A 12,957-nucleotide genomic window follows, 5' to 3' on the forward strand; every position below is an offset into this window, starting at 1 on the left:
GCTTATAAAATCTATGTTCTTTTAATACAGATATTTCGAAATGAAAGTGTATTTTTGTCGACTTATATAAGAGTTTGATTAATGAATGTTTTGAAGAACTACGCATTTACGATCTTTTTGCTTCTCGGTATTCTGATTGGTGGTATTTGCGGTATTATTTTTGGAGAAGGGGCTAGTGTTGTAAAGCCTGTGGGGGATATTTTTCTCAATTTGATGTTTGTGCTCATCGTGCCGCTTGTTTTCTTTAGTGTAGCATCATCTATTTACAACATGCGCGACTCTAATATGGTCGGTAAAGTGATAGGAAGCATTGTTTTTGTATTTCTTTTTACCGGAGTTGTGGCCGCCGCCGTATCCTATCTTTTTACCCTCTTATATAATCCTCTAGGAGGAGTTAATCAGTCGGAATTTTTACTAGGGCTGCCCCAACAAACAGTAAAACAATTGACTTCTGCCGAAATATTTGTGAATGTCTTTACTGTTTCTGACTTTCAGCAGCTATTTACAAAAGCGAATTTGCTGCCTCTTATTATATTCTCTATCTTCTTTGGCTTGGCTACCTCTTTTTCGGGTACGAAAGGAAAAATAGTGGCAGACTTTTTAAATGCTTCCACTCATGTAATTATGAAAATGATGGATATAATAATGAAAGCGGCTCCTATCGGACTAGGCTGTTACTTTGCCGATACGGTTGGGAATCTGGGCGGACAGATACTGAATGGGTATATGCATGTTTTCATTCTTTTCCTCATCCTTACAGGAATTAGTTTTTTCGGGCTCAACTCTATATATGTGTTTTGGGCGGGAGGCAAAAAAGGCTTTGTTTCGTTTTGGCAGAATATATTGACTCCATCGCTTACGGCGATTGCCACATCTTCCAGTGCGGCATGTATTCCTGTTAATATAGAAGCTTCTAAGCGGATGGGTATTCCCTCGCGTATTGCCGAAACAGTGATTCCGTTAGGTACAAACATGCACAAGGACGGTTCTATCATAGGTGGTGTTCTGAAAATTATATTTCTATTTACTATTTTCGGGCAAGAGATAACATCTTCTTCGAATATGTTTATGATTATAGGTGTTGCCGTACTATCTGCTGCCGTTGTAGGAGCTATCCCAAGCGGAGGTATGACGGGCGAGTTGTTGATTTGTTCTATCTTTGGATTTTCACCTCAGTTTGCTGCTACATTGATGATTATAAGTACTATAATTGATGTTCCGGCTACACTGCTCAACTCTACGGGTAATGTGGTTTGTGCAATGATGGTAACCCGTTTGGCGGAGGGAAAGGATTGGGTAAAGAAACAGTTTATCGATGCATCATAAATTTATCTCTTAATAATATAGGGTGTTTACATCCGAAATAAAAAAGTGACATCAAAAAACAGATACGAATCTGTTACTTTTGTTACTTTTTTGTTTTTATTCTTTGGCATGAGTTTTGTATTTATTTGCAATCAGTCGTGATCATTGTGAATTATCTTTTTTTACCTTATTATATTAACTAAGGTAAAATCGTACACTATACCGTATAGATTTTTTCATTATATTTGTCCTCAATTTTTTAAGCAGGTTATTTTACATTATGAGTAAACAATTTTCAGAATATAATCGATTTAACTTATCTGATGTCAACAAAGAGATATTAGAAAAATGGGATAAAGAAGGCATATTCCAAAAGAGCTTGGAAATACGCACCGGAGCGCCATCATTTGTTTTCTATGAAGGACCTCCGTCGGCTAATGGTATGCCCGGTATTCACCATGTTATGGCTAGATCGGTTAAGGATATTTTCTGCCGTTACAAGACTATGAAAGGTTTTCTTGTAAACCGTAAGGCAGGATGGGATACTCATGGCTTGCCTGTGGAGCTTGCTGTAGAAAAGAAACTGGGTATAACCAAAGAAGATATCGGCAAGAAAATAACAGTAGAAGAATATAACGATGCCTGTCGCAAAGAGGTAATGAAATATACCGGGGAATGGGAGAACCTTACCCGCATAATGGGATATTGGGTAGATATGAACGACCCTTATATCACATACGATAATCGTTATATAGAAACACTTTGGTTCTTACTGAAAGAACTATATAACAAAGGCTACCTTTATAAAGGTTATACAATACAACCATATTCGCCGGCCGCCGGAACAGGACTTAGTACACACGAACTGAATATGCCGGGTGCATATCGTGATGTGAAAGATACAACCTGTGTAGCACAGTTTAAGATAAAATCTCCGAAGGCTGAAATGTCTCAGTTTGGAGAGGCTTTCTTTTTAGCTTGGACGACAACCCCTTGGACTCTTCCGTCCAATACGGCACTAGCTGTAGGACCCGAGATAACCTATGTAGCGGTACAATCTTACAATCCGTATACAGGAAATAAGATAACTACTGTAATGGCACAGTCTCTTTTGTTCAGCATGTTCAATGAGAAAGCTAAAGACATAGCTCTTGAAGATTATAAGATAGGAGATAAGCTTATACCTTATAAGATTGTAGGAGAATGGAAAGGTAAAGACTTGGCCGGAATGGAATACGAACAACTGATTCCATGGGTTAATCCGGGAGAAGGTGCATTTAAAGTTCTTGCAGGCGACTTCGTAACCACAGAAGATGGTACAGGGATTGTACATATAGCTCCTACATTTGGTGCAGATGATTCCCGTGTAGCAAAAGCAAATAATGTACCTGCATTACTTCTGTTGGACAAAGACGAGAATCAACGTCCGATGGTAGACCTCACCGGTAAGTATTTTAACTTAGAGGATTTAGATCCTAGCTTTGTTAGTGATAATGTAAATGTTGAGCTATATAAGGAATATGCCGGTCGTTATGTAAAAAACGAATACGACGACACGCTTCCTACAGATGCAACAACTTTAGATATCGATCTTTGTGTGATGTTGAAACAACAAAATCGCGCATTCAAAATAGAACGTCATGTGCACAACTATCCGCACTGTTGGCGTACCGACAAACCGGTATTGTATTATCCGCTGGATAGTTGGTTTATACGTACCACTGCTTGTCGCGAACGTTTGATAGAACTCAATAAGACAATAAACTGGAAGCCGGAATCGACAGGTACAGGCCGTTTTGGAAAATGGCTCGAAAACCTGCAGGACTGGAATCTCAGCCGTAGCCGCTATTGGGGAACGCCTCTTCCTATATGGAGAACAGAGGATGGAAAAGAAGAAAAATGCATCGGTTCGATGAAAGAGCTTTATGCCGAAATGCAAAAAGCCGTAGATGCCGGTGTGATGAAAGAAATACCTTGGACAGGTTTCGAAGTCGGAAATCTGGATAAGGCAAACTATGAGAAAATAGATCTTCACCGTCCGTATGTTGATGATATAATACTTGTATCCGATTCGGGACAAGCAATGACACGCGAGAAAGATTTGATCGACGTTTGGTTCGATTCGGGGGCAATGCCTTTTGCTCAGGTATTTTATCCAAATATCAGCGAACATGAATTTTCAAAAGTATATCCGGCTGATTTTATAGCTGAGGGTGTAGATCAGACCCGTGGATGGTTCTTTACTCTACATGCTATATCTACAATGTTTAAGGACAGCATATCGTTTAAAAATGTTGTTTCCAACGGACTTGTATTGGATAAGAACGGACAAAAGATGTCGAAACGCTTAGGTAATGCTATCGATCCTTTTGAGACAATAGATAAGTATGGTTCAGACCCATTGCGCTGGTACATGATAACCAATGCATCGCCTTGGGATAACCTTAAGTTCGATATAGAGGGAGTAGAAGAGGTGCGCCGTAAGTTTTTCGGAACACTTTATAATACTTATTCATTCTTTGCTTTGTATGCAAACGTGGATAACTTCTCCTTTAAGGAAGACTTGATACCTGTTTCGGAAAGACCAGAGATTGATCGTTGGGTAATATCATTGTTGAATACGCTAGTCAAGGATGTGGATGAGTATTATAATACATACGAACCAACAAAGGCCGGACGTGCTATCTCTGATTTCGTAAATGATAATCTCAGCAACTGGTATGTACGCCTCAATAGAAAGCGTTTCTGGGGAGGAGAGATGACAAAAGATAAATTATCTGCATATCAGACCTTATATACATGTTTGGAGACAATAGCCAAACTTATGGCTCCGATATCTCCATTCTATGCCGATAAACTTTTCTGTGATTTGATTGTTGTAACAGAGCATGAAAAAGTAGCGTCGGTACACCTTTCGAATTTCCCTACTTATGATCCATTAGTAGTAGATAAGAATTTGGAAGAACGTATGCAAATAGCACAAGATATATCATCCGCTGTTTTAGCTTTGCGCCGTAAGACCAATATCAAGGTACGTCAGCCATTGACACAGATTATGATACCGGTGTTGAATGATCAGCAAGGAAAAGATTTGGATGCTGTGCGCGAACTGATATTGAATGAAGTAAACGTCAAAGAGCTTAAGCATGTAGATAATGCTGCCGGTATCTTGGTGAAGAAAGTAAAACCCGATTTCAAAAAACTTGGGCCTCGTTATGGTAAGATCATGAAACAGCTTGCCGCAGAAGTTCAGGGGATGAGTCAGGAAGCTATCGCTACATTCGAAAAAGAAGAAAAATATACATTCGATATTGATGGACAAACAGCTACTATAGAATTGGCTGACGTGGAAATCATATCTGAAGATATACCGGGATGGTTGGTTGCTAATGCAGGAAAACTGACTGTTGCACTTGATGTGACAATAACAGACGATCTGAGAAAAGAAGGTATAGCCCGCGAGCTGGTAAACCGTATACAAAATATACGTAAATCCAGTGGACTGGAAATAACTGACAGAATAAATATAAAATTGACAGACTTGGAGCAGATAAGAGAAACTGTCTCGGAATATAATAATTACATAGCGTCACAGGTACTTGCTGACAAAATAGAACTGTTGGAGTCTGTAGATGGGCAAAATATTGATATGGATGATTATATTTTACAGATATCTGTTGAAAAAGTCTGAAAATGTATTATCTTTAAGTAAAATAAGAAACAGGAATTATAAAACTAACGGTTATGGCAGAAAAAACAAGATATTCTGATGAGGAATTAAATGAATTCCGCGATATTATTCTTGAGAAGCTAAATAAAGCTAAAGGAGAATATGAAGAGTTGAGAGCGGCTATAACAAATGCCGATGGGAATGATGTTACTGACACTTCACCGACATTCAAAGTCCTGGAAGAAGGTGCATCTACGTTGTCGAAAGAAGAAGCCGGCCGTTTGGCTCAACGCCAGATGAAGTTTATCCAAAATCTTCAATCGGCTCTTATTCGTATCGAAAATAAGACATACGGCGTTTGTCGCGAAACAGGTAAATTGATACCGAAAGAAAGATTGCGTGCTGTTCCTCATGCTACATTAAGTATTGAGGCTAAGAACAGCGGAGTAAAATAAGTAGTAATTAAATAAAAAAAGCATAGAAGAAAGGAAGAAAAAGCAAGGGTGAATTATGCCTGTTTTTTCTTCGTTTTCTTTACAGGAATCGGCTGATATATGGAGAAAAAGAATCAAGGACTGATAGCAATCCTAGTAATCGTACTCGTTCTTGTGATAGATCAAGCATCTAAAATTTGGGTGAAGACCCATATGTCTCTTTTTGAGAGTATTGAAATAACAAGCTGGTTCAAGATATATTTTGTAGAAAATAACGGAATGGCTTTTGGGATGGAATTCATCGGAAAGATGTTCCTTTCCATATTCCGTATCGTAGCTATCGGTTTTATTGGCTATTATTTATACAAGCTGATTAACGGGAGATATAAGACAGGATATATCATCTGTATATCGCTTATATTAGCCGGAGCATTTGGTAATATCATAGACAGTGTATTCTACGGCGAAATATTTTCAGCTAGCTACTCTGGGCATGTGGCGTCCTTTGTTTCTTTGGGAGACGGATATTCTAGCTGGCTGCATGGTAAGGTTGTAGACATGTTGTACTTCCCATTGATCGAAAGCACTTTCCCTTCATGGGTTCCTGTATGGGGCGGACAACCATTTGTTTTCTTCAGTGCTATATTCAATATAGCTGATTCAGCTATTACTGTTGGTATTTTTATCCTTCTTCTTTTCTATCGTAAGACTCTTGCGCTATCTTTAGAAAAAAACGGCAAAGCATAATTATGCAACGATCTGTTATTTATATCATTATTTCTATTCTTATTCTGTTTAGCTCTTGCGGAAGAAGACCGGGATATGTAATCTCTCCCGATAAGATGACAGATGTCTTATACGATATAAGGCTAGCCCAATCTATTTTCAATGACGATCCTCAATTCAGGTCTGATGACATGAAAGATGCGTTAGTGGCGGGAGTGCTCAAAAAGCATAATATAACTCAAGCCGAACTAGATACATCTCTTTTGTGGTACTCGGATAATATACAATATTACGCAGCAATAAATGATACTGTAGCCGCACGCCTCAAGTTTAGAAATGAATCGCTTCTAAATTCTAGATCTGCGATGCTGAGCAGGGGGGCTCAGAGTAATTTGATAATACCTCCATTTTACTATCTGAATAGTTATACTCCAACTCTTTCTTTCAATATAGATACATTGAAGATGAAGAGTATAAAGAATATATCCGATTTTCACCTAAAGTTTGATATACAAGGATTGAGCGCTAAGCAAAAAGCTGAGGCTGCAATTTATTTCAATTATAAGGACACCTTAGTTAAAACAAGGATTCCTATCGAAAGTAATAGTCATTATTCAATAAGTAAACCTTCGTTACCTGATAGCTTACTGAACGGCATATCAGGGTATATACACCTTAAAAATAATACGAGTAGTGGAAATGTCTTGATACATAATATAAGCTATATAGATTCTGTAGCTGTTGTAAGACATAAAGACGGTCTTTCTACAAGGCAACCGAACAGATCAACAGATAATATCCGTAAGGAAAGTCTAGGTCGTCCGGAGCCTAATTAAAAAATCGAAATTCCTATACCTTCAAAGTTTTGAAATGAAACGCTATTATTCGCATTATACCTTTATATATCCGAATATATATCTGAAAAATTATATTATAGAGGTAAATGATAAAGGGCAGATAACTAATGCTTTCTCATTTAGGAGTGAGGTCGAAAAAACAGAGTTTTATTCGGGATTACTACTCTTCTATCCAGTGGGTGTAGAGGTGAATTTGCAAGATCGACTTAAAAGGGATTTATTTATCAACCCCAATAAGTCGTTGGTGTTTTCTTACGAGAAATATAATATAACACATATAGAGGACTTAACATCTTATATCTATTAATTTGTAAATAGTATTCATGAATAATAATGACTTTTCTATCACACTTATCATATCAACATATAATTGGCCAGAAGCTCTTAAAATTATATTGCTTAGTGTCATCAATCAAACATATTTACCAATAGAAGTAATCGTAGCGGATGATGGTTCAAGAGATGATACAAGAGAACTAATAGAAGAGATGCAGAAGTCTTTCCCATGCAAACTTATTCATGTATGGCAAGAAGATAATGGCTTCAGGGTGTCTGAAATAAGGAATAAAGCTATAGTGAAAGCTGCGGGTGATTATATTGTTCAAATAGATGGAGATATTATTCTAGAAAAACACTTTATAGAAGATCATTATTTATTTGCTCAAAAGAGTTTTTTCACACAAGGAAGTCGAGTGAAGTTATCGCCAAAGTCTAGCTCGGAGATATTAAGGAATGGCACGGTGGATATTCCTTTTTCATGGTCTTCATTCTTTCAACCCAATAGATTAAGGTTAAGATTCTTGCAAAACTATTTTCGATTCATATATAAAGTAAATCATCCTTACCTTGTTCGGGGGTGTAATATCGCTTTTTGGAAAGAGGATTTGCTAAGGGTAAACGGATATAACGAAGATATTATTGGTTGGGGATATGAAGATAATGAGTTAGGAGCACGACTTATTTTTGCCGGAATAAAAAGACAATTCTTAAAGATGGGAGCAGTAGGATATCACCTTGATCATCCTATCAATAGTAGAGACAAAGTCAATCAGAATCACAAAACTTTCTTAGAAACTATTAATAGTGAAGGAACCTATTGCCAAAATGGGTTAGATAAATATTAATAAATATTTTTTTTTCTGTAACTGATTAGTAGCTTGTTATGTATGGTGAAGAACCCGGATGCTTTTTTGTGAAATTATCCCAAAATCTCTTCCTGTAGTATAACGTCCGTTTAAGACAATCTTCTACATCAAAGTTTCTGTTTTGGGCATATTCTTTAATAAATAAGAAAATCATATCATCGCTACCCCATAATCGCCTGAAGTTAAAACAAGCCGTATCCATAGTGATAGGTTTATCAAACTCCATTCTATTAAGGTCTACCAGATAAAAGGTATAATCGTCTCCCTCCTTTTTATATAAGACATTCCCAGAAGAGTAGTCTAAATGGAGTATTTGCTGTTCATGCAGGTCGGCTGTATACCTTGCAAACTGCTTTATCAGTTCTTCCTTTTCTGAGAGGAATGATGTTTTTAGTTCACGCATTGTGCCATCAAAAGACTCATGCTTTGATATATAGAAGCTGTTTTTAAGCAACCCAAATTTAGTCTCTTTTATATACGCTATCGGGTCGGGAGTATGAAGCCCTTTTTCCTTTAGCTTAAAGGCATATTCGTATGAGCGTCGAGCTTTAGACTTTCTAAATGTCCTGTATACTATCTGATTGATAAAAATAGGCTTTTTAAAGAACTTCACGTTTACCTTAAACCCATCTACATCAAATAGTTTTATAATATTCCGAGCAGCATATAGTGTTTCACCTTCATAAGCAAAAGAGGCAGAAAGATTTTCTACAAAACCTTCCAGATATTTATATTCGGGATTAATAACAATTTCTACCATCTTAAAACTCAGAAGTGAAATGGAATTTTATATCCTTGAAATCTTGTTGAGCCATCATCAATACATAGTTAGAGTCTGCAAGAAAGACATCTCGTCCTTCTTTATCTACTGCCATATATTGAGCCTTACGCTTTTTAAAGTCAGCTAGTTGTTCCTTGTTGTCACTTTCTATCCAACAAGCTTTATACAAGTTGATTGCTTCCCATCTACACTGAGCACCATATTCATGCAATAGGCGATATTGGATTACTTCAAATTGCAGCTGCCCAACAGTTCCTATAATTTTGCGTCCGTTAAATTGGTTTGTAAACAACTGTGCTACACCCTCGTCCATCAATTGGTCTATTCCCTTCTGAAGTTGTTTCGACTTCATCGGGTCAGCATTTTCGATATACTTGAACATTTCAGGAGAGAAGCTAGGTAAACCTTTGAAGTGTAAATCTTCTCCCGATGTGAGTGTATCCCCGATCTTAAAATTCCCGGTATCAGGCAGACCTACAATGTCACCCGCAAAAGCTTCATCTACAGTTTCTTTCTTTTGAGCCATGAAGGCTGTAGGAGAGGAAAACTTCATCGAACGGTTCAATCGCATATGTTTATAGTTTACATTCCGTTCAAACTTTCCTGAACATATCTTAACAAAGGCAATACATGAACGGTGATTAGGGTCCATATTGGCATGTATCTTGAATATGAATCCCGTAAAAGCCTGTTCGTCAGGTTTTACTTCACGCTCGATTGCCTCTACAGGACGTGGAGACGGTGCAATCTTTACAAAACAATCCAAGAGCTCCTTTACCCCGAAATTATTGAGAGCCGATCCAAAGAATACAGGGGCAATTTGTCCTTTGAGGTATGTATCCATATCCAGTTCGGGATATACTCCGTCAATCAACTCGATGTCATCTCTCAGCTTTGCCGCCAAGGGTACTCCAATGTATGTTTCTAGCTCAGGGCTATTTATATCTTTAAAACCTATAGATTCCGTAACAGTTTGTTTACTTGGAGTGTATAGGTCTAATTTTTCCTGATATATATTATAAACTCCTTTGAAACGTTGTCCGCTGTCGATTGGCCAACTCAAAGGACGAACCCCGATTTGTAATTCGGCTTCCAGTTCGTCTAGTAATTCAAAAGGATCTCTACCTTCTCTATCCATCTTGTTGACGAATATCATGACAGGAGTATGGCGCATACGGCAGACCTCCATCAGCTTGCGTGTTTGTGCTTCAACTCCTTTCGCTGAATCGACAACAATGATCACACTGTCCACTGCAGTCAGGGTACGATAAGTGTCTTCGGCAAAATCCTGGTGACCGGGAGTATCGAGTATGTTGATCTTATAACCATCGTATTCGAATCCCATAACGGAGGTGGCAACAGAAATACCACGTTGCTTTTCTATCTCCATCCAGTCCGATGTAGCAGTTTTCTTTATCTTATTTGACTTTACTGCTCCGGCAACATGTATTGCCCCTCCAAATAGTAATAACTTTTCAGTAAGGGTTGTTTTACCCGCATCGGGGTGACTTATAATAGCAAAAGTGCGTCTTTTTTGTATTTCTTTCTTAAGTTCGCTCATTGATTTTTCCGTAATAAGTTGCAAAAGTACTAAAAAAAGCGGATATAATATGCCTATCCCAGCAAGCAATAGAGAACTGTATGTTAGTTAAAAAAGTGACAAAATATAAATGTTCTGTTAAATATTAGTAAACAATGATATAGCTAATAAAAAGTGACAAAAGTAACACCTTTTCGATCTGTTTTTATTGTCACCTTTTCTCTGTTACAAAAAGTGTCTGTATTTTATTTTTTGTAACTATAACTGTCTTTATATAAGATAATTTTATCGAAATCATTTGTATCATAGTTTGTCTTTCTACTGTTATTTAGTGTTATCACTATTTTTTCTTTCTAAGCTATTGTTTACATTTGCTTTATCGATAATGAATTCATGTATGAAGTTCAGATTTAAATCCATAGCGATCGTCATTTTTAGTTTGTTAATTCTGGTTTGCTCTTATCAGGCTTATTGGTTGGTCAATTTCTATAACCAGCAATATGAGAAGTTAGAAACAGTAATAAACAATACGGCAGAAAGCAGTTCCTTCAAAGAGTTGGCAATCAGAATGTCTACCATATCTGCCCAGGATGCTGAAGAGGAAGAAGCAGAAAATGGTATTCCTGCTTCTGTAGAAACAAAGACTTATAACTCCGGCAAAGGTAAGACAACCATTAGTATGAGTTTCTCCAAAGAACGAGGAGGCGAAAAAAGTAGCTCTGATTCTATTTACGCAGACTTGCAAGAGGTAACGATACAAATCAAGAAAGGACTTTTGTCTGCTATTGGAGAAATAACCCCACTCGACTTAGTACGTTTGGATAGTATTATGAGTGCCGATTTGTCTGCACAAGGATTCGATATACCTCATGTTATCCAGTGTAGAACATCTATTGGAGATACCTTGGTGACTCAAATACCTAAAGGAACTTTCGATTTTAAGAATAGTAAGGAATATGTTTTAGAAGGTCTCAAAACCCAGATACATACTTATTATTTGTATATGGATAATCCTAAGTGGTATATCTTTAAAGGTATGTGGGGGTTGACCTCCGTTTCTGTATTGATGGTTATTTTACTAATTGTGACTTTTATATATTTACTTAAAATCATATTAAGACAAAAAACAATAGATGAAATAAAAACAGACTTTGTAAATAATATGACACATGAGCTTAAAACCCCGATATCAGTTACTTACGCGGCTGTAGATTCCCTCCAAAACTTTGGATTTGGCGATGACCCTATAAAAAGAAAAGAATATCTTGATATTTCACGTGAGCAGTTAATGTATCTGAATAGCCTTGTGGAACAGATACTAACGATGTCGGTAGAAGAGCGGAAAAACCTCAAACTGAATTTGGAAAATATAGAAGTGGGCAGCATATTTGAAAGCCAGAAAAATAAGTTTTTGCTGAACACTGTAAAACCAACCTCATTTGTAATAGATATACAACCTGAAGGATTGAGTATTGAAGCCGATCGATTGCACTTTGGTAATCTAGTAAGTAATCTGATTGAAAACGCAATCAAATATTCCAACGATTCGGTAGAGATTCGGTTGTCGGCACGTAAGTCGGGAAACAAAATTGTTTTATCTGTATGTGATAACGGAATCGGTATTCCGGACGGGTCTTTGGATAAGATATTTGATAAGTTTTACCGTGTTCATACAGGTAATGTTCACGATGTTAAAGGATATGGCTTAGGGCTTTTTTATGTAAAGACGATTGTTGTTAAGCATGGCTGGAATATTAAAGCAAAAAGTGTGGAAGGTAAAGGAACCTGTTTCGAAATAATGATAGGATGAATAAGATAAATGTATTGTTAGTAGAGGACGAACCGGCCTTGTCTATGATCGTTAAAGATGCTTTAGAGAAAAAGGAGTTTGTTGTTGATATAGCAGTTAATGGGGAAAAAGGACTCGAGCTTTTTCATCGGTTGAAGCCCGATATTGTCGTGGCAGACATAATGATGCCAAAAATGGATGGTTTCACAATGGCTCAGCTGATACGTAAAAGTGACAAGAAAACCCCGATCTTATTCTTAAGTGCTAAGTCGAGGACGGACGATGTGGTTCAGGGGTTTGAAATAGGAGGAAACGATTACTTGAAGAAGCCCTTCGGAATGGATGAGCTCATTGTGCGTATCAAGGCTTTGCTAAACAGAGCGCAAACGGAGATCCCTCAAGATAAAATATATGAGATAGGAAAATATACATTCGATCCTTTGATGCAGAAATTGGTTCACTCTCAACGTACTGAAATCCTCTCTCACCGTGAAGCTGCTATATTGGAACGTCTTTGTTCTAATCAGAATAATATCGTAGAGAATAAAGCTGTACTGATTGAGCTTTGGGGCGATGATAGTTTCTTTAATACACGCAGTCTGCATGTGTTTATCGTAAAGCTGCGTAAGAAGTTAGCTTTAGACCCTACAATTCAAATTATAAATATTCGGGGAATAGGCTATAAAATGATTTTCTGATTACACCGGCAG

The 12,957-nt window shown here is 37.4% G+C and carries 11 protein-coding genes; 9 read left to right on the plus strand and 2 right to left on the minus strand.

Going from position 1 to position 12,957, the window contains the following annotated elements:
* Positions 1-81 precede the first annotated feature (81 nt).
* The 7 genes from QOX35_RS05805 to QOX35_RS05835 all read left to right on the plus strand — a co-directional run bounded on the left by QOX35_RS05805 (position 82) and on the right by QOX35_RS05835 (position 8,116).
* Positions 82-1,326: a dicarboxylate/amino acid:cation symporter gene (locus QOX35_RS05805; RefSeq protein WP_135105123.1), complete on the plus strand. Its 1,245-nt coding sequence runs from the start codon at positions 82-84 to the stop codon at positions 1,324-1,326.
* 259 nt (positions 1,327-1,585) lie between these two features.
* Positions 1,586-4,996: an isoleucine--tRNA ligase gene (ileS, locus tag QOX35_RS05810; RefSeq protein WP_283686140.1), complete on the plus strand. Its 3,411-nt coding sequence runs from the start codon at positions 1,586-1,588 to the stop codon at positions 4,994-4,996.
* A gap of 53 nt (positions 4,997-5,049) precedes the next feature.
* On the plus strand, positions 5,050-5,430 hold the full coding sequence (locus tag QOX35_RS05815) for a TraR/DksA family transcriptional regulator (RefSeq protein ID WP_006842933.1): 381 nt from the start codon (positions 5,050-5,052) through the stop codon (positions 5,428-5,430).
* Between the two features lie 99 nt (positions 5,431-5,529).
* On the plus strand, positions 5,530-6,156 hold the full coding sequence (locus QOX35_RS05820) for a lipoprotein signal peptidase (RefSeq protein WP_006842932.1): 627 nt from the start codon (positions 5,530-5,532) through the stop codon (positions 6,154-6,156).
* Between the two features lie 2 nt (positions 6,157-6,158).
* On the plus strand, positions 6,159-6,971 hold the full coding sequence (locus tag QOX35_RS05825) for a DUF4296 domain-containing protein (RefSeq protein ID WP_283686141.1): 813 nt from the start codon (positions 6,159-6,161) through the stop codon (positions 6,969-6,971).
* Positions 6,972-7,005: 34 nt separating this feature from the next.
* A complete protein-coding gene (locus QOX35_RS05830; protein WP_283686142.1) occupies positions 7,006-7,299 on the plus strand; it encodes a hypothetical protein in 294 nt (97 codons plus the stop codon).
* Positions 7,300-7,315: 16 nt separating this feature from the next.
* Positions 7,316-8,116 (plus strand): glycosyltransferase family 2 protein, encoded by an 801-nt coding sequence (locus QOX35_RS05835; RefSeq protein WP_283686143.1) that lies wholly within the window; start codon positions 7,316-7,318, stop codon positions 8,114-8,116.
* A 25-nt stretch (positions 8,117-8,141) separates the two neighbouring features.
* On the opposite strand, the gene QOX35_RS05840 is transcribed toward QOX35_RS05835, so the two are convergent.
* Together QOX35_RS05840 and QOX35_RS05845 are read right to left on the minus strand one after the other, a co-directional pair.
* Positions 8,142-8,897, minus strand: a complete 756-nt coding sequence (locus QOX35_RS05840; RefSeq protein WP_283686144.1) for a lipopolysaccharide kinase InaA family protein — start codon at positions 8,895-8,897, stop codon at positions 8,142-8,144.
* 1 nt (position 8,898) lies between these two features.
* Positions 8,899-10,479 (minus strand): peptide chain release factor 3, encoded by a 1,581-nt coding sequence (locus QOX35_RS05845; protein ID WP_283686145.1) that lies wholly within the window; start codon positions 10,477-10,479, stop codon positions 8,899-8,901.
* 376 nt (positions 10,480-10,855) lie between these two features.
* On the opposite strand from QOX35_RS05845, the gene QOX35_RS05850 reads away from it, so the two are divergent.
* Together QOX35_RS05850 and QOX35_RS05855 are read left to right on the plus strand one after the other, a co-directional pair.
* Positions 10,856-12,268, plus strand: a complete 1,413-nt coding sequence (locus QOX35_RS05850) for a sensor histidine kinase (protein ID WP_283686146.1) — start codon at positions 10,856-10,858, stop codon at positions 12,266-12,268.
* On the plus strand, positions 12,265-12,945 hold the full coding sequence (locus QOX35_RS05855) for a response regulator transcription factor (protein ID WP_283686147.1): 681 nt from the start codon (positions 12,265-12,267) through the stop codon (positions 12,943-12,945). The genes QOX35_RS05850 and QOX35_RS05855 overlap by 4 nt, the downstream gene beginning before the upstream one ends.
* The last annotated feature ends 12 nt before the right edge of the window (positions 12,946-12,957 follow it).

The sequence above is a fragment of the Dysgonomonas sp. Marseille-Q5470 genome, assembly GCF_951230145.1.
Taxonomy (GTDB): Bacteria; Bacteroidota; Bacteroidia; order Bacteroidales; family Dysgonomonadaceae; genus Dysgonomonas.